Genomic DNA, 16,876 nt, shown 5'->3' on the forward strand with positions numbered 1-16,876 from the left:
GCCGTTGTTGAAGGGCAGCGGGACCGCGCTGTTGTCCACCGGGGCGGCATCGGTCCAGGTCTCGTTGTCCGGGTCGTCCAGGTCGCGGACCGTGATGCCGCACACGGCCGCGACCTGGAGGACGTCGGTGATGCCCTCGGCCTCGCAGACCATCTCCCCGTCGATCTGCACGATGCGGAACGGCGGGGTGCCCGGCTGCACCTTGAGCACCGTGATCCGCGGGGCGGAGATGTGCGGGCTGGCGATTTCCGTCATGCAATAGAGCCTAGAACGCAATGGGCGGACGCGAGTGGTCCACGGTGCCCGGCCGGGGACCGCCCGCGGTAGGAGGCGGCGATGGATCCCGTGCAGGCACTGGACCGGATCGCCTTCCTGCTGGAACGGTCCCTGGCCCCGACGTACCGCGTACGCGCCTTCCGTACGGCCGCCAGGGTCCTTGCGGAACTGCCCGAGGGCGAGCTCGCCGAACGCGCGGCGGCCGGGACGCTGGAGTCCCTCAAGGGCATCGGCCCGAAGACCGCGCAGGTGGCCCGCGAGGCCCTGGACGGACAGGTCCCCGCCTATCTGGAGCAGCTGGAGGCCGAGGCCCCTGCCCCGTCCGGCCCCGGCGGCGAGAAACTGCGGGCCCTGCTGCGCGGCGACTGCCACCTCCACTCCGACTGGTCGGACGGCGGCAGCCCGATCGAGGAGATGGGCCGTACGGCGGCCCGGCTCGGCCACGACTGGGCGGTGCTGACCGACCACTCGCCCCGGCTGACCGTGGCCCGCGGGCTGTCCGCGGAGCGGCTGCGCGAGCAGTTGGACGTGGTGGCCTCGCTGAACGAGACCTGGGCGCCGTTCCGGCTGCTGACCGGCATCGAGTGCGACATCCTCGACGACGGCTCGCTGGACCAGGAACCCGAGCTGCTGGAGCGGCTCGACGTGGTGGTGGTCTCCGTGCACTCCAAGCTGCGTATGGAGGCCCGCGCCATGACCCGGCGCATGGTGGCCGCCGTACGGAATCCGCACGCGGACATCCTCGGGCACTGCACCGGGCGGCTGCTCATCGGTCGGGACGGGGGCCGGGCGCGGCCGGAGTCGGAGTTCGACGCGGACGAGGTGTTCGCCGCGTGTGCCGAGTCGGGCACGGCCGTGGAGATCAACAGCCGTCCGGAACGGCTCGATCCGCCGAGGCGGCTGCTGCGCAAGGCCGTGGACGCGGGCGTGCTGTTCTCGATCGACACCGACGCGCACGCGCCCGGCCAGCTCGACTGGCAGCTCAATGGCTGTGCGCGGGCCGAGGAGTGCGGGGTGCCCGCCGAACGGGTGCTGACGACCTGGTCCGCGGACGAGCTACTGGACTGGACCAATGGCAAGTGACGCACATCACCACTCACCGCGCCCCGCTCAGGAACACTCGTCGGTAGTTTGCCGTTGAACAGACCGTGGGTGCGGAGGGACAGTGTCCCCGGGCCTCAACCTCCGCCCACAGGGACGATCGTTCGGCTGAAGCCCTGTGGAGCCTTTCGCCGCGAGGCGACCGCCTTCCGTGCCCACCTTTTGGCCGCCCCGGCCGTGATTCCCCCGTCGCGGTCGGGGCTTCCCCTTTCACGGCTCCGCCTTGACTTCGAGCGCACTTCAATTCGTAGCGTCTCTCCCATGACCACTGCACAGCACAAGATCGGTTCGGGATTCGACGACAAGTCCACCGCCGACGACGTCCTGACGGGCCTCGACCTCGGCGGAAAGCTCGCGATCCTCACCGGCGGCTACTCGGGCCTCGGCCTGGAGGCCACCCGCGCGCTCACCAAGGCGGGCGCCCAGGTGGTCGTCCCCGCCCGCCGCCCCGACGCCGCCCGGGAGGCCGTGGCCGGACTGCCCGGCGTCGAGGTCGACGAACTGGACCTCGCCGACCTGGAGAGCGTGCGCGGCTTCGCCGAGCGGTTCCTCGCCTCCGGCCGCACCGTCGACTTCATGATTGACAACGCCGGGATCATGGCCTGCCCGGAGACCCGGGTCGGGCCCGGCTGGGAGGCGCAGTTCGCCACCAACCACCTCGGCCACTTCGCCCTCGTCAACCGCCTGTGGCCGGCCATCGAGCCGGGCGGCGCCCGCGTGGTCTCGGTCTCCTCGCGCGCCCACCATTTCTCCGGGATGCGCTGGGACGACGTCCAGTGGAGCCACGGCTACGACAAGTGGGAGGCGTACGGTCAGGCGAAGACGGCGAACGTCCTGTTCGCCGTCCACCTCGACGCACTCGCCGCCGACCGTGGCGTCCGGGCCTTCTCGCTCCACCCGGGCGGCATCCTGACCCCGCTGCAACGCCACATCCCCAAGGAGGAGATGGTCGAGCGCGGCTGGATCGACGAGCAGGGCAACGTGCTGAACCCCGAGGGCTTCAAGACCCCGGAGCAGGGCGCGGCCACGGAGGTGTGGGCGGCGACCTCGCCCCAACTGGCCGGTATGGGCGGCGTCTACCTTGAGGACTGCGACATCGCCGAGCCCGCGGTCGACGGCGACCAGCGCGCCGGCGTCAAGTCCTGGGCGACCGACCCGGAGCAGGCGGCACGTCTGTGGACGCTGTCCGCCGAACTGACCGGCGTGGACGCTTTCGCCAGTTAGTCCCGGGTACAGCTTCACGACGGGTCCAGGTCCTTCGGTCCGTACAGGGCGGCGGGCGCGCCGGTCGTCAGCGCCCAGTAGCGGTCCCCGTACGACCAATGCCACCACTCCGTCGGGTAGTTGACCAGGCCCGCCGCACCGAGCGCCTTGCCCAGCACGGTGCGGTGGGCCCCGGCCTCGGCGGTGATGTTGCCGGCGTCGGTGTAGCAGGCGCCGTCGCTCTGCTCCGGGTTGGCGTTCATCGGTGTGCCCAGGTCGAGTTCGCGGCCACCGGCGTCGGCGAGGGTCAGGTCGACGGCGGCGCCGGCGGTGTGCGGGGCGATCTCGGGCGGGGAAACATAGCGGCTGGCGGCGGAGCGGATCCGGTCGGCGGACCAGTCCGGGTACGCGGCGCGCAGCTCGTCGCCGTAGGCGGTCCAACACGCCCTGACGCAGGTGGAGTTCGGCGCCGCTGTCGGACTCCTTGTTTTTGCGGTCGTCGACCAGTAGTACGCCGCTCACGTCGACCAGGGGTTCCCCGCACTCCTCGACGGGGACGGCGGCTACGCGGGCGTCGGACATCAGGATGATCTCGTTCATGGGGTGATGATCTCTCGAACTCCCCCTGGGCCATCCCTCAGTGCGGTGCCCGGTCCTCAAGTGCCGTGCGCCAGGCGGGTGGTGGGCCCTCGGGGATGGGCTCGGCACGGCGGCCGCCGCGGGCGAAGAAGTCGGCGAGCGGGAGGATGGCGGCGCCGACGGTGACCGCGTCGGGGCCGAGGAGTCCGAGGTCGATGCTGACGCGTCCGGCGGGGTGGCGCAGCGCGTACGCGGTGGCGTGGTGGCGTACGGCGGGCAGGAAGCGGGTGCCGAGCTGGAGTCCGGCCCAGCCGCCGATGAGGATGCGCTCGGGCTGGAAGAGGTTGATCAGGTCGGACAGGCCGGCGCCGAGGTATTCGGCGGTCTCCTCCAGGACGGCGAGCGCGACGGGGTCGGCGTCGGTGCCCTCCGGCGGGTAGGCGGCGACCAACAGCGCGGTCATCGCGGTCTCCTCGTCGGTGCCTTCGGGCGGGCGTCCGCCCTGCTCGCGCCAGCGGTCGAGCAGCGACTCGGCGCCCGCGTACGCCTCCAGGCAGCCGAGCGCTCCGCAGCGGCAGCGGCGCCCCCTGACCCGTACGGTCAGATGCCCCCACTCGACGGCCCGGCCGTGCTCCACCTCGGGGGTGACGAGACAGGCGCCGACGCCGGAGCCGAAGAGGACGACGATCGCGTTGCGCGCGCCGCGACCGCCGCCGAACCACATCTCGGCCTGGCCGAGGGTCTTGGCGCCGTTGTCGATGAAGTACGGGACGGTGTCGGGGAGTTGGGAGGTCGAGCGGAGCAGTTCCTCCAGCGGGACCGCGTCCCAGCCGATGGTCTGGCCGTGCACGACGGCGCCGTGGTCCTGGGTGTGCTCGACTATGCCGGGGACGCCGATGCCGACGCCGAGGAGCCGCTCGGATGCGATCTCGGCGGCGGCGAGGACTTCGGCGATGCCGTCGCGGATGTGGCCGACGATGACCTCGACCTCGTAGCGCTGCTGCTCCAACGGGCGTTCGGCACGCGCGAGTTCGGTGAGGGTGAGGTCGAACAGCTCGACCCGGACCCGGGTCTCGCCGACGTCGACGCCGATCATGTGGCCGCTGTGCGGGGCGACTTGGAGCAGCGTGCGGGGGCGGCCGCCGTCGGAGTCGACGCTGCCGGCCTCCTCGACCAGACCGTCCGCGACGAGGTCCGCGACGACATTGCTCACCGAGCCGGAGCTGAGTCCGGTCGCCGGACCAAGTTCGAAGCGGCTGAGAGGTCCGTCGAAGTACAGCCGTTGCAGTACGGCCGTGCGGTTGGCCCGCCTGAGGTCGCGTACCGTGCGCCCGTTCCGCCCCGCCATGTGGCTCCCTCCGAACCCTGCCCGACCTGCAAGATACTCCTGCGGTCCCGCCGGGCGCGACTTTCCCCGCCCTCTTAATTCACGGCCTGAACTAAGGGGCGGCGAAATGCACACTACGGGGTGGCGGCCGTCTCGTCGATCTCCCCCAGGGCGGCGAGCAGCTCGGGGCCGACCTTCTCCCGCCGCCAGCGGTTCTCCTCCTCGCCGAACCCCCTGGGGACCGCTTCGGCGAGCATGATCAGGTAGAGGTAGCTGCGGTAGAGGGCGTAGCGGAGCCGGGCCGGCCGGTCGAACTCGGCCCGACCGCCCGCCTCCCGGTAGCCCGCGAGGAACGGCTCGTCCGTCCTGATGTCACCGAGCAGGGCCAGGGACACGAAGTCGGCGAGGGGGTCGCCCCAGAACATGCGCTCGCCGTCGATGAGGCCGCCGATGCGGGGCGTTCCGGAGGTGCGGTCGACCAGGATGTTGCCCTGCCACAGGTCGAAGTGGACGGCGCTCGGGACGGTGACCTCGTCGAGGGCGTCGTGGGCGGAGCGGGCCGTGCGGGCGATGTCGTCGGCGGGGAGCGGCAGCCAGGCGCGGTAGCGGCGGGCATCGTCGAGGGCGGCGTCGTAGAGCGTGGTGAACGCGGTCCGCCAGTCGGGGGCGAGGGGGCCGAGTGCGCCGGAGGGGTAGCCGAAGCCGGGGCCGGTGATCTCGTGCAGACAGGCGACCTGGCGGCCCAACTCGGTGCGCAGGGCGGTCACTTCGGTGTCCGTGAGGGAGTCGTCCCAGGGTGCGCCCGGGCAGCGCGTCATCAGGAGGGTGTCGCCGTCGAGGGCCACCACGCGCGGTGCCGGCACCCCGGCCTTGGCGGCGGCGCGGTAGAAGTCCGCCTCGGAGATGAGCAGTTGGCGCTCGTGAGACAGGCCGGGGGCGGTGGGGGCGGTCTTGAGGACGTAGCGGCCACCGTCGGTGAGGGTGAGTTCCTCGACGGTGTTGTAGGTGCCGCCGCCCAGGGGGCGGAGGTGGGCGAGGTCGCCGGGCGGGATGCCCGCCGCACCGAGTAGCTGTCGGGCTCGCTCCGTGGAGTCCGTCACCGTGCGCCCACCTCTCCCGTCCCGGTCAGCCGGCGGCGTACACGTCCTCGACGTAACGGCCGTCCGCCGTCAGCGTGTTGAGCCACCGCTCGGCGGCCGTGTCGTCGACGCCGGGCTTGCGGTCCCGGTACAGGGTACGGAACGCGTCGCGCACGCCCGGTGCCATCCGTGAACCGTCTCCGCAGACGTATACGCGGGCGCCCGCGGCCAGCAGGGCCCACACCTCGTCGGCCTCCGCGGCGATCCGGTGCTGGACGAAGCGGACGTCACCGTCCGGGGCCGCGCTGAAGGCCGGTCGGAGCGAGACGGCTCCGACGCTTTCGGCGGCGCGGAGTTCGTCGGCGTGGAGGTAGTCGGCGTCGGGTGCGTCGCAGCCGAAGTAGCAGAGCGCCGGGGCGAGTTGGGCGCTGGAGGCGAGCGCGGTCGTACGGTCGGCGATGGTGCCGCGGAAGGGGGCGAGGCCGGTGCCCGCCGCGATCATCACGACCGGGGTGGAGTCGTCGATCCGGAAGGCCTCGCGGCACGGCTGGACGCGGGCGAGGATCGTGTCGCCGGGTGCGACGGTGGCGAGGTGGCCGGAGCCGGTTCCCCGGTAGACGCCCTTGCCCGAGCGGGCCGGTGCCTCCAACAGGGAGACCATCAGGTCCACTTGGCCGGGGTCGACGGCGGGCGAGGACGAGATCGAGTAGTGGCGGGGGCGCAGCGGGGTGAGGAGGTCGAGGAGGGTGGGCCAGTCCAGGGCGCCGCGCAGGGCCGGGTGGTCCTCCACGATCTCGACGAAGGTGCGCGGGTCGTCCGTGAGCGCGGCCAGGGCGGTGCGCTCGGGCGGGCAGGGGTTGGCGGCGGCGAGCGCGAGCAGTTGGCCGGGGGTCGGTCGGTCCTGCAACTCGGTGTGGTACGTGAGCAGTTGGCGTACGGTCACGGGCCGGTCGACCGCGAGGCCGTCGCGGCGCGGGCGGGCAGGGCGGATGTCGAGGACGGTGTCGAGGTCGACGCCGAGTGCGGCGGCGGCACGTTCCACGAGGACCGGGGCGTTGGCGGGCAGGACGGTGAGGTGGTCGGCGGTCCGGTAGGGGGTGCCGTCCGGGAGGGCGACGCGGACGAAGCGCTTGCGGCGCGGGTGGCCGGGCGCGGTGAGATCGCGGGACTCGGTGACGGTCATGGGCACCAGGCCGTGCCGTTCGGCGAGGGCGTCCAGGTGACCGCCGGTGAGAGTACGGACCTCGTAGGCGGCGGCCGGCTCGACGGGTGCGGCGTCCGTGGCGTCGGGATCGCCGTAGGTCTCCAGGAGGGCCGTGCACAGCCGGGCCGTGAACTCCCGTACCGCGCCGGTGAGATCGCCGGAGGCGTCGGCGGCGGTCCGGTCGGTCAGGCGGGTGGCGCCGAGTTCGGCGAGGCGGGCGTCGATGCGGGTCGGCATGTGCTGGTAGGTGGCGGCCCAGTTGCGGTCGCCGACGCCGAGGACGGCGTAGGTCACGCCGGTGAGGTCGTGGGTCTCCTCCAGCCGGGCGACGAAGGCGGTGGCGTCGTCGGTGGGGCGGCCGTTGTAGGAGGCGGCGGCGATGACGACGGGGCGGTCGGTGGGCAGTCCTTCGGCGTACGCGTCGAGCGGCGCGACCTCGACGGAGCAGCCCAACACGGCGGCCTCGTCGGCGAGTTGGGCGGCGAACGCGCGGCAGGTGCCGTAGTTGCTGCCGTGCAGGAAGAGGGCGCCGGTGCCGGGGCGGACGCGGGCGGGGAGGATGGCCTCCGCCGTAGGAGTCGCGGGGGCTTCGACGACACCGGGCAGCGGCGGGTGCACGCGGTCGGCGGAGGTGCGCTCCGTGAGCGTCAGCGTGAAGGCGTCGGGCTTGAGGGTGAGGGTTTCCTTCACGCCGAGTCGGTAGTCCGCGTGGTCGTGGAGCCGGTAGCGGTGGACGAGCATCGCGAGCAGCATGGTCGCCTCGTGCAGCGCGAACTGCCGTCCGATGCAGGCGCGTTCACCGGTGCCGAACGGCTTGAAGGCGTGCACGGACCGGGCCGCCTCCGCCTCGGGCGTGAACCGCGAGGGGTCGAACAGCTCCGGGTTGTCGCCCCAGCCGGGCTGCCGGTGCAGCATCGGGGCGATCACGGTGACGGCTTGGCCGGCACGGAGCGGGATGCGTCCGCCGAGCAGGGTGTCCTCCAGCGCGTGCCGGCTGAACGCGGCGGCGGTGGGCCACAGGCGTAGCGCCTCGTTGAGCACCTGGCGGGTGTAGGTGAGTCGGCCGATCTCGTCGTATGTCGGCTCCGGGTCCGCCGTGCCGCCCCACAGCGCGTCCACCTCGCGCTGCACCAACTGGAGCACGGCCGGATGCTTGGCCAGGTAGTACAGCGCGAACGACATCGCGCCGGAGGTCGTCTCGTGACCCGCGATCAGGAAGGTGATCACCTGGTTGCGGATGTTGGCGGTGTCGAGCTTCGTGCCGTCGGCGGGGTGCTCGGCGCCGAGCATGAGTCCGAGAAGGTCCTCGGCGTCGTTCTGGTCGGTGCCGGTGCGGGCGGCGATGACGTCGTCGACGACCTGGGCGAGGTAGTCGGCGTCGGCCCGGAACGCGGCGTCGGCCGCCGAGTGGTCCTCGTCCGGGACGCGCGCCAGCCTGGTCATGCTCCACTCCAGGCAGCGGACCATGGACTCGACGAAGGGGTGCGGCTCGTCGCGCTCGAACGACCCGAAGTCGTAGTCGAATCCCGCGAGTCCGATGGTGTCGAGGGTCATCCGGGTCATGTCGTCGGGCACGTCGACGGGTTGCCCGGCACGGGCCGCGCGGTCCCAGGCTGTGATGAGCCGGTGGGCGACCTTCAGCATCACGGGGTGGTAGGTGCGCATCGAGCCGAGCGCGAAGGCGGGCATCAGAATGTCGTGCGCTTGGCCCAGTTGGGCTCGTCGTTGTACGCCGTGAACAGTCCGTCGGCGGTGAAGGCCCGCACGTTCTCCAGGGCGGGCCCGATGTGCTTGGCGAACCGCCGCTCGTCGGCAAGGTCGGCCACCAGGTCGAGATCGCTGACGAACAGCGTGTCCCGCCCGTGCAACCGCCGTACGAGCACGGGACCGTGACGACGCATCAGCTCCATGATCTGCTGCATCGGGGTGCGACCGGGTCCGGTCGCGGTGATGTCGACGACGGGGACGCCGGGGAGGGTGTCCGTGGAGAGGGTGTCGGTGGGGGGCATGGTGCGACAACTGCCTTTCGCTGTACGGAAGTACCGCGATCCAGCGTGCTCGCCGCGCACCGGCGGACCGTGCCATGGGACTACATGATCGTGTAGCGGAAAGCACGGATGGAGTCTTGCGCCGACGGCCCGGTCCCGCTAACCGGCCGTCCCGGCCCGGCGGTCGATCTGAGTGCGCGTACTCATGTGCGCCCGCGACCCGCCCGGCAGGGTGGTGGTCATGACGCAGGTACCGCCCGAGAGTCCGTCCCGGCTCACATGGCCGTGGTCCGGCCGGACACCGCTCGGTCCGGATATCGCCACTGCCATCCTCCTGTTCATCCTCGAAGCCGCCGTCTACGCGGCGAAGATGTTCGACTACGGCCTGGAGAACTGGGCCGCGCAGGGGAACCAGGACGAGATGGACACGGCGACGCTCGCGAGCATCTCCTGGACGCAGATGTGCGTCTACGCCGTGCTCGCCCTGGCGGTGCTCGCGGCACTGTCCCGCGCACCGTGGACGCTGGTGTCGCACCTTCTGCTCGCCCTGCTCCTGACCACGCTGCTAGGGGGCGCGCAGCAGGACTACGACCGCGCCCATCCCTCCCCCACGTCCACCCCGACCGTCCGCTACTCACCCTGCTACAGCGGCAGCGGGACCTGCCACTGAACGCCCCCGACCGGCCGTTTCGCATTGATCACCTCGCATGGTTGTGTAGTGCGGGTGGACTGGGACCGCAGGGAGAGCGTGGTGTGGCGCAATCGCGCCCTGATGCTCTTCGACCGGGTATCGGTGCCGGTCGCGGTGTGCGATGTGTACGGCTCGGTGCAGGTGGCGAATCCCGCGATGGCGGCCGAGTGCGGTACGACACCGGGGCGGCTGCGCGGCCGTGACGTGCTCGACCTGTTCCGGCCGCAGGAGTCCGACCAGGTGGAGCGGATCGCCCAGGCGCTACGGCTGCGGCACCGCTCGCGCTACCAGGTGTCGGTACGGTGGCGGGCCCCGGACGGCGCCGAGCGCCACGGGGAGCTGACGGCCGACCCGGTCAGCGACACCGTGGAGGACACCCCGGCACTGCTGGTGATGCTGCGCGTGCAGGGTGAGGGCGAGCCCCGCGAGGACACCCCCACCCAGGTCACCCCGATCGAGGCCCGCATCCTGGCCCTCCTCGCCGCCGGCGCCACCACCGCCCACACGGCCCGCGAAACCGGCCTCACCACCGACGGCGTGACCTACCACCTACGGCGCCTGTCGGCCCGCTGGAACACGGCGAACCGCACGGAACTGGTCGCCCGGGCCTATGCGTTGGGCGTGCTCTCCACAGGCGTCTGGCCGCCGACGGCCGCGCGGGAAGGCTGACGTGCCGTCCTCACGGCCAAGGGTCACTACCCGACGCCATGACACACCACTACGACGTCGATCGACCCACTGGAACACGACGAACGGCACCCAACCGACACCACCCGGCGGCCGCCACACACCACCACGGCATCCATCGACCCGCTGGAACGCGACGAACCGCACCGAACTGGCCACCCGCGCCTACCCGTTGGGCGTGCTCACCACGGATGTCTGGCCACCGACGGTCGCGCGGCAGAGCTGACGCGACGCCACCGCGGCCAACGGACACCACCCGACGGCCGCCACTCACCACCACAGCATCCACAGGGCCACTGAGAACGCGACGAACCGCACCGAACTAGCCACCCACGCCTACCCATTGGGCGTACTCGCCACTGGCGTCTGGCCGCCGACGGCCGCACCCCAGGGCTGCCGTGCCGTCCCCGCCCCCTCCGGTGCCCCGAAGCGGGCCAGGGTGTGCCAGACCATCTTCAGGTGCTGGAGTTCGTAGCGTCCGGTGCGGGACGCGTCGCCGATGATTCGGGGGTCGATCACGCCCTTCTCGGCGATGTGGGCGCCGAGGTCGGCGTACTCCTGGCCCCGGTAGTCCGCGTGCCGGTGCAGTTCCGGCACGGTGAGTCGGTAGCCGGGGTGCCATTCGACCGGGCAGGGCAGTCGGCGGGCGGCGGTCTCGACGGGGGTGTCGCGGTAGCTCGCGTCCAGGACGAGGGCCTCGATGTCCCGGGCGAGGTCGACTCCGCCGTGCACCTGTGTCTCGATGTAGTCGTTGAGAGCGTCCTGTTCGTCGGCCTCGGCTAGGGCGATCAGGGACATGCCGGCGGCGACGCCGAAGTCGGTCGGTTCGGCCGCGCTGTCGGGGTAGCAGAAGGTGGCGCGGGCGAGGGCCGCGCCGGTCAGCCGCAGGTGCGAGGAGCCGAACCTCGGTGCCGCGCCGACCAGTTGGCGTCGGAAGTTCAGTCCGCCGTACACCGGTCGCTCGGGTGCGGGCGCCCCGTCGTAGGCACCCGCGAAGATCCGGCTCTCCCAGCGCCAACGGTCACCGCCGGGGTGGGCGGTCAGGCCGCCGTTGCTGGTGCCGGTGACGAACTGCGAGTGGTACGTGCCATCCTGGGCCAGCGCTTCGAGGATCGGGCGGCCGGCCGCCGTACGGTCGGGGTGGAAGTTGAGCGTGATGCGCAGATCCGGATCGACGGCCGGGCCCGCCGAGCGCTCCGCCACATGTCGCAACGCCCGCGCCTGTCTCAGTCCGACGCCCCCGAAATCCATTGGCGCCTCCACCAGCCGCCTCATTACCCTGGGCCGAAACCTAGACCCTCTAGGTTTCGGAACCGACACCCAGGAGCCCCTCCCATGAGATCACTCACCGAGCACGACATCCGCAACTCGTTTGTCAACTGCTCGAAGGGCGAGGCCAAGCGGCTGGCCGTACCCCGCGATCTCGACACCCGCCCCTGGGACGACCTGGACTTCCTGGGCTGGCGGGATCCCGGGGCGCCCGACCGCTGCTATCTGGTCACCGAGCGGGCGGCCGGGCTGGTCGGGGTCACGCTGCGGTTCCCGTCCGCGCAACGCGGCTTTCTGCACCGCAGCATGTGTTCGCTGTGCGTGACGACCCACCCGGGCGGCGGTGTCTCCCTGATGACCGCGCGCAAGGCCGGTCCGGCGGGACGCGAGGGCAACTCGGTCGGCCTGTACATGTGCACCGACCTCGCCTGTTCCCTCTATGTGCGCGGCAGGAGGATCCCCGAGTCGGGCATCCGCATCGAGGAGAGTCTGACCGTGGAGGAGCAGATCGACCGGACGGTCGGCAATCTGACCGCCTTCATCGACAAGCTGTACGTCTGACGTCTGCCATCAGTCCCCCGGCACCGCGATCACGATCTTGCCCCGGTTGTCCCGGCGCTCCAGCCGCTCGTGGGCGGCGCGCGCCTCGGCGAGGGGCACGACGGTCTCGATCGGAACGCGGTAGGTGCCGACGGCCACCCGCACGGCGAGCTCACGCAGGTCCGGGCGGGGGTCGTAGCCGCCGTGGATCTGGAGGTTGGTGAGCTGGAAGCCGAGGACCGACGCGTTCTTCGGGTAGAAGTCGCGCGTGTCGACGGTGCTGGGCTCCAGGGCGACATTGGCGAGGGCGACGACCCGGCCACCGTGTCCGATCTCGCGCAGGCTGCGCCCGAAGGCCCGGCCGCCGACGGTGTCGAGGACGATGTCCGCGCCGCGTCCGCCGGTGAGCCGCAGCACCTCGTCGACCTCGGCGTCGTCCGGGTGCGCCGAGGTGTCGAGGGTGGCCTGGGCGCCGAACTCCCCTGCCCAGGCGGCCTTTTCGGGTGATCCGGCGAGGGCGATGACACGGGCACCGGCCTCGGCCGCGATCTGCACGGCCGCGCTGCCGACGCCGCTCGCGGCGGCCTTCACGAGGACGGTGTCGTCCTTCGTGACGCGGGCGAGGTGGCGCAGGCAGTACCAGGCCGACAGCCAGGCGACGGGCAGGGCTGCCGCGTGCGTCAGGTCCACCCCGTCGGGCAGGGCGACGACCTGGGTGGCGGGTACGGCCGCCAACTCGGCGTAGAAACCGGGTGAGTTCACACCGTCGAGGGCCACGACCCGCTGTCCGAGGGTGAATCCGGTGACGCCCTCCCCCAACGCGGCGACGGTACCGGCCCCTTCCACTCCGGGGATCAGCGGCGGGCGTCCGGCCCGGTGATAGTTCCCGGACCTGACCAGGGCGTCCGCGCGGTTCACCCCCGCTGCGGCGACCCGCACCAGCACCTGCCCGGGGCCCGCGACCGGGTCGGGCACCTCGACCGGTACCAGCACCTCGGGCCCACCGAACTCGTCGATCCGTACCGCGCGCATAGCGCACCCGCTCCCTGTCCTGGCCGGCCCATCCGACCGACACCTGTTGAACTGGTGTCACCATGCGACACCCGATGAACCGGTGTCAAGGGCCGTCGCCCACCCTCCCGTACACCACATGAACCGGTGTACGGGAGGTAAGCTCGCTGCCATGACCCTCCCGCCCGTCTTTCCGTTCATCGGCGGACGCCCGTGCCTGAACTTCGTGGCGACCCTCGGCAAACGGCACGGCACACCCGTCGAGCGGCTCCCCGACCCGGCCGCCCTGGCCGCCTGGATCACCGAGGCCGAGCTGTCGGCGGGCACCGACCCGGTGCGGGTCACGGCCCGGGAGCTGACGGACGCGCGCACCCTGCGCGAGGCGCTCTACCGCGTCGTACGGGACGCGATGGCCGGCCGGGAACCGGCGGCGGCCGATGTCGAGCGGGTCAACGAAGCCGCCGCCCGTCCGGACCTGGCGCCCCAACTGGGCGCCCAACGCTGGAAGTCGGCACACCCGGCACGCGCTGCGCTGGCGACGGTGGCCCGCGACGGCGTCCTGCTGGTCGACAGTCCGCTGCTGGAGCGGGTCAAGGAGTGCGAGAACCCGGAGTGCTCTCTCCTCTTCCTGGACGACTCCCAGGCCCGCCGCCGCCGTTGGTGCTCGATGGACCGCTGCGGGAACCTCGCGAAGATCGCGGGTTATCGGTCGCGGAGCCGGGCGGCCGTTACGCGGTGAACGCGGGGTGGGGTTCTCCTCAGGACCCGGCAGGCATCCAGTGCGGGTCGCGCCCCAGGAACGCGAGGAGAGCCTCGCCCCTGTCGTACCCGTCCTTCACCTCGCGCGCGGGAGCGAACACCCGGTACGCGTCGCGGAGTTGGTCGACCAGACGGTCCGCGGCCGGCCAGATGGCCTCGGCGAGGTCCGCGTTCAGTGGCCGGTTCTGGTCGGTCGCCACGGCGATGTCCCAGGCGTGTACGGCCGCGTCCATGGCGGCCGTGGCCGCGGCGAGCGGGAGGGGCATCGGGCCCAGCGGGGTCGGGACCTGGTCGGTGTCGGCGGGCAGGCGGGTGTAGCCGTCGGCCACCGCGCGGAGCGCCTTGTCGAGTTCGGCGGCCGGGTCTCCGTCCAGGGCGTCGGCGGGGTGGAAGGGGTCGGAGTCGGGGCGGTCGCCGGTGAGGACCAGGCCGTAGGCCTGCTGGTCGATGCGGGCGTGGTTGAGGACCTGGCGTACGGTCCACTCGCTGCACGGCGTGGGCGCGGCCCAGGCGCTCCCGGGCACGGCGGCGACCACCTCGCGCAGGTAGTCGTGCGAGCGGGTCAGCACCTCGATGCCCTGGATGTTCGTCATGAACCTTCCCCTCCCCTTCGTGCCGTGGCGCGATGACCGATGATGACAATCTAGGAAGCCTTGCGGACAGTTACGGTCCTCAATGGGTACGTTCAGGGCATCCGGCGAGAGGGAATAGGCCAAGGATGCGAGATGTCCGTGAGTGGACGGTGCCACTGGTGCGGTTCGTGGGACGGCACCGGGACCCGGTGGTCGTCCAGACGCTGCGATCGGCGACCGCGGCGACGGTCGCGTACGTCGTCGCGCTGCGGCTGAGCCCGGAGCCCGCGCCACTGACCGCTCCCCTGACCGCGCTGCTCGTCGTCCAGGTGACCCTGTACGCCACCCTGACCAACGGCATCCGCCGGATCGGCGCGGTGGTCGCGGGCGTGCTCGTCGCCATCGCGTTCAGTCTGCTGGTCGGTCTGACCTGGTGGAGCCTGGCGCTGCTGATCGTGGCCGCGCTGGCGGTCGGTCGGGTGGTGCGGGTCGAGGAGTATGTGCCCGAGGTGGCGATCAGCGCGATGCTGGTCCTCGGCGTGACGACGGTCGGGGACACGGCCTGGGCGCGGGTGGTGGAGACGCTGATCGGCGCGGTCGTGGGGCTCGGCTGCAATCTGCTGCTGGCTCCCCCGGTGTGGGTGGACGAGGCCGGTGAGTCGATCGAGGGGCTGTCCCGTCGGCTGCGGCGGCTGATGCGGCGTATGGGCGAGGAGGCGGCGGGCCGCACCCCGGTCGACCACGCCACCGCGCGGCTGCACGAGGCACGCCGGCTGGACCACGACATCGTCGAGGTGGACGCGGCCCTGAGACAGGCCGAGGACAGCCTGCGCCTCAACCCGCGGGTCCGGGAGGGGCTGCTGCACCGGGTCGTGCTGCGGACCGGTCTGGACACGCTGGAGATCTGCACGGTGGTGCTGCGTGTCCTCGCGCGCACCTTCACCGACCTGGCGAAACAGCGCGACCCCGAGCCGCTGTTCGCGCCGTCCACGGGCGCCGCCGTGGAGCAGTTGCTGTCGGAGATCGGTGACGCCGTGGTCAGTTTCGCGGTGCTGGTGACCACCGATGTGAGCGTGAGCGCCGAGTCCGCGGAGTCGCGGCTCACCGCCGAGCTGCACACCGCCGCCGCGACCCGCGACAAGCTGGCGCAACTGCTGCTGGAGGAGGTGCAGCGCGATGCCGCCCAGTGGCAGTTGCTGGGTGCCGTACTGACCGAGGTCAACCGCATCCTGGACGAGCTGGACACCGAGCACCGCTCCCGCCGGCTGCTGGAGGAGCTCGACCGGTGCACCAGTGAGCAGCGCGCCCGCATGCCCCGGCTGACCTGGGTGCGTGAGCGCGTGGGCGTGCCGGAGCGGCTGCGCAGGAACCGGGGCACGGGCGCCGGTCGTTCTAGGTGATGCAGTGGGGCGACGGAGGGCGCGGGCGTATGAAGGACAGCAGCGTGCGGATCGACGGGAACACCTTGCGGTTGCCCGGTGGGGTGGCGGTGCGGTTCGTCCGCACCCTGCGGTTGCCGGAGACGGGTACGCACGCGTTGCCGCCGGGGCTGGGTGAGTTCCCGGTCCGGCGGGTCGCGGACTTCCCTGACACGGTGCCCGAGCAGTGGCGGGCGCGCGGTGGCGTGATGCTGCCGGTGTACCTGCGCGAGGCGATGTGGCTGAGCTTCGCGGGCACGCGCAAGCCGGCGGCGCTCCAGGTCGGGGTGGGCAAGGTGTGCGCGGTCTCGGGCAAGCCGTGGAGCGACCGGCTGTCCCGGCACCCGCAGAACTACCTGGTGCTGCCCCGCCAGCCGTGGCTCGACGGCATCAACTCCGGCCGGGGGACGGTCCGTCAGTTCGTGGCGGTCCCGCTGGGCCTGGGAGCCACGATCGAGGGCCAGGTCACCGGCGAGGAGGTGTGGGGAGGGGTGCAGCTCCAGTCCTTCCCGCTCACCGAGCGGGAGTTGGCCAGATGGCGCGAGAAGGAGCGCCACCGCTCGAAGCGAACGCGCGCGACCACCATGGCGCCCGGGGGCTACGGCATGCCTGCCATGCCGATGGCCGCTCCGGCACCGGGCGCTCCGGCGGCCCCGTCCCGGTCCGCCGTTGCCATGGGGCTCGGTATCGGCGGTTCGATGCGCCAGGAGGTCTACGAGGACGACCGGCCGCTGGATGCCTGGGCCGAGGAACCCGCCGGGCGGGTGTTCGTGCACCTGGTGACGCCCCCGGAGTGGCGCCGGATCACCGGCGAGGAGCCGCCGCCGTCGCCGGTGGACCGCGCCGCGTACACCCGGGCGGGGCTCCCCTGGTTCGACTACTACGACCACGACGCCGAGGATCTCGCCCCCACCGACACCCTGGGTGCGGTGAAGCCGGTGGGCGACTGGCTGGGCGACGACCACGAACCCTGGCAGCAGCCCACGCCCGACCAGGTGCAGCCCCTCAAGGACGCGCAGGGCAAGCCGGTGGAGGACGGCGACTGGTAGATCGCCCCGCCATCCACCCCTCCATTGCACCCTCCGCAACGGACGTTGCCCTTCTTGCGCTCGACCGGTCGTCCACGCCAAGGTGGTTGTGAGGACAGAGGCGAGCGACGACCTGAGGGTGTG

At 71.9% G+C, this 16,876-nt stretch carries 13 protein-coding genes and 3 pseudogenes; 8 read left to right on the forward strand and 8 right to left on the reverse strand.

Annotated features, from left to right (window positions below; translation table 11 throughout):
• Nucleotides 1-66 precede the first annotated feature (66 nt).
• Nucleotides 67-255 (reverse strand): annotated as a pseudogene (locus ABZT04_RS35090) (hypothetical protein); the annotation flags it as partial.
• Between the two features lie 81 nt (nt 256-336).
• Here ABZT04_RS35090 and ABZT04_RS35095 point away from each other — a divergent pair.
• A complete protein-coding gene (locus tag ABZT04_RS35095; protein WP_356061512.1) occupies nt 337-1,359 on the forward strand; it encodes a PHP domain-containing protein in 1,023 nt (340 codons plus the stop codon).
• Between the two features lie 279 nt (nt 1,360-1,638).
• Nucleotides 1,639-2,601 (forward strand): SDR family NAD(P)-dependent oxidoreductase, encoded by a 963-nt coding sequence (locus tag ABZT04_RS35100; RefSeq protein WP_356061515.1) that lies wholly within the window; start codon nt 1,639-1,641, stop codon nt 2,599-2,601.
• Between the two features lie 14 nt (nt 2,602-2,615).
• On the opposite strand, the pseudogene ABZT04_RS35105 reads toward ABZT04_RS35100, so the two are convergent.
• From ABZT04_RS35105 to ABZT04_RS35120, 4 genes and pseudogenes are all read right to left on the reverse strand, one after another.
• A pseudogene (locus ABZT04_RS35105) lies at nt 2,616-3,180 on the reverse strand (M15 family metallopeptidase).
• 37 nt (nt 3,181-3,217) lie between these two features.
• The gene (locus ABZT04_RS35110) at nt 3,218-4,507 is read right to left on the reverse strand and encodes an ROK family transcriptional regulator (protein WP_356061518.1); all 1,290 of its coding nucleotides are present in this window, start codon (nt 4,505-4,507) and stop codon (nt 3,218-3,220) included.
• Nucleotides 4,508-4,620: 113 nt separating this feature from the next.
• On the reverse strand, nt 4,621-5,586 hold the full coding sequence (locus ABZT04_RS35115; protein WP_356061522.1) for an aminoglycoside phosphotransferase family protein: 966 nt from the start codon (nt 5,584-5,586) through the stop codon (nt 4,621-4,623).
• Between the two features lie 25 nt (nt 5,587-5,611).
• A pseudogene (locus tag ABZT04_RS35120) lies at nt 5,612-8,778 on the reverse strand (cytochrome P450).
• 220 nt (nt 8,779-8,998) lie between these two features.
• Between ABZT04_RS35120 and ABZT04_RS35125 the strand changes: the two are divergent.
• Together ABZT04_RS35125 and ABZT04_RS35130 are read left to right on the forward strand one after the other, a co-directional pair.
• A complete protein-coding gene (locus ABZT04_RS35125) occupies nt 8,999-9,427 on the forward strand; it encodes a DUF6234 family protein (RefSeq protein ID WP_356061525.1) in 429 nt (142 codons plus the stop codon).
• Nucleotides 9,428-9,481: 54 nt separating this feature from the next.
• Entirely contained in the window at nt 9,482-10,117 is a 636-nt protein-coding gene (locus ABZT04_RS35130) for a PAS domain S-box protein (RefSeq protein ID WP_356061718.1), read from the forward strand.
• Nucleotides 10,118-10,471: 354 nt separating this feature from the next.
• Here ABZT04_RS35130 and ABZT04_RS35135 read toward each other — a convergent pair whose 3' ends face one another.
• The gene (locus tag ABZT04_RS35135; RefSeq protein ID WP_356061528.1) at nt 10,472-11,386 is read right to left on the reverse strand and encodes a DUF3626 domain-containing protein; all 915 of its coding nucleotides are present in this window, start codon (nt 11,384-11,386) and stop codon (nt 10,472-10,474) included.
• 84 nt (nt 11,387-11,470) lie between these two features.
• On the opposite strand from ABZT04_RS35135, the gene ABZT04_RS35140 reads away from it, so the two are divergent.
• The gene (locus ABZT04_RS35140) at nt 11,471-11,965 is read left to right on the forward strand and encodes an FBP domain-containing protein (RefSeq protein WP_356061531.1); all 495 of its coding nucleotides are present in this window, start codon (nt 11,471-11,473) and stop codon (nt 11,963-11,965) included.
• Between the two features lie 9 nt (nt 11,966-11,974).
• On the opposite strand, the gene ABZT04_RS35145 is transcribed toward ABZT04_RS35140, so the two are convergent.
• Nucleotides 11,975-12,976: a zinc-binding dehydrogenase gene (locus tag ABZT04_RS35145; protein ID WP_356061534.1), complete on the reverse strand. Its 1,002-nt coding sequence runs from the start codon at nt 12,974-12,976 to the stop codon at nt 11,975-11,977.
• Nucleotides 12,977-13,127: 151 nt separating this feature from the next.
• Between ABZT04_RS35145 and ABZT04_RS35150 the strand changes: the two genes are divergently transcribed.
• Entirely contained in the window at nt 13,128-13,694 is a 567-nt protein-coding gene (locus tag ABZT04_RS35150; RefSeq protein WP_356061537.1) for a CGNR zinc finger domain-containing protein, read from the forward strand.
• A gap of 19 nt (nt 13,695-13,713) precedes the next feature.
• Here ABZT04_RS35150 and ABZT04_RS35155 read toward each other — a convergent pair whose 3' ends face one another.
• A complete protein-coding gene (locus ABZT04_RS35155; RefSeq protein ID WP_356061540.1) occupies nt 13,714-14,307 on the reverse strand; it encodes a TIGR03086 family metal-binding protein in 594 nt (197 codons plus the stop codon).
• A gap of 125 nt (nt 14,308-14,432) precedes the next feature.
• Here ABZT04_RS35155 and ABZT04_RS35160 point away from each other — a divergent pair, with 125 nt between their 5' ends.
• Both ABZT04_RS35160 and ABZT04_RS35165 read left to right on the forward strand, forming a co-directional pair.
• Nucleotides 14,433-15,686 (forward strand): FUSC family protein, encoded by a 1,254-nt coding sequence (locus ABZT04_RS35160; RefSeq protein ID WP_356061543.1) that lies wholly within the window; start codon nt 14,433-14,435, stop codon nt 15,684-15,686.
• A gap of 29 nt (nt 15,687-15,715) precedes the next feature.
• Nucleotides 15,716-16,753: a hypothetical protein gene (locus tag ABZT04_RS35165; RefSeq protein ID WP_356061546.1), complete on the forward strand. Its 1,038-nt coding sequence runs from the start codon at nt 15,716-15,718 to the stop codon at nt 16,751-16,753.
• The last annotated feature ends 123 nt before the right edge of the window (nt 16,754-16,876 follow it).

It is taken from the genome of Streptomyces sp. NPDC005492, assembly GCF_040605995.1.
GTDB lineage: Bacteria > Actinomycetota > Actinomycetes > Streptomycetales > Streptomycetaceae > Streptomyces.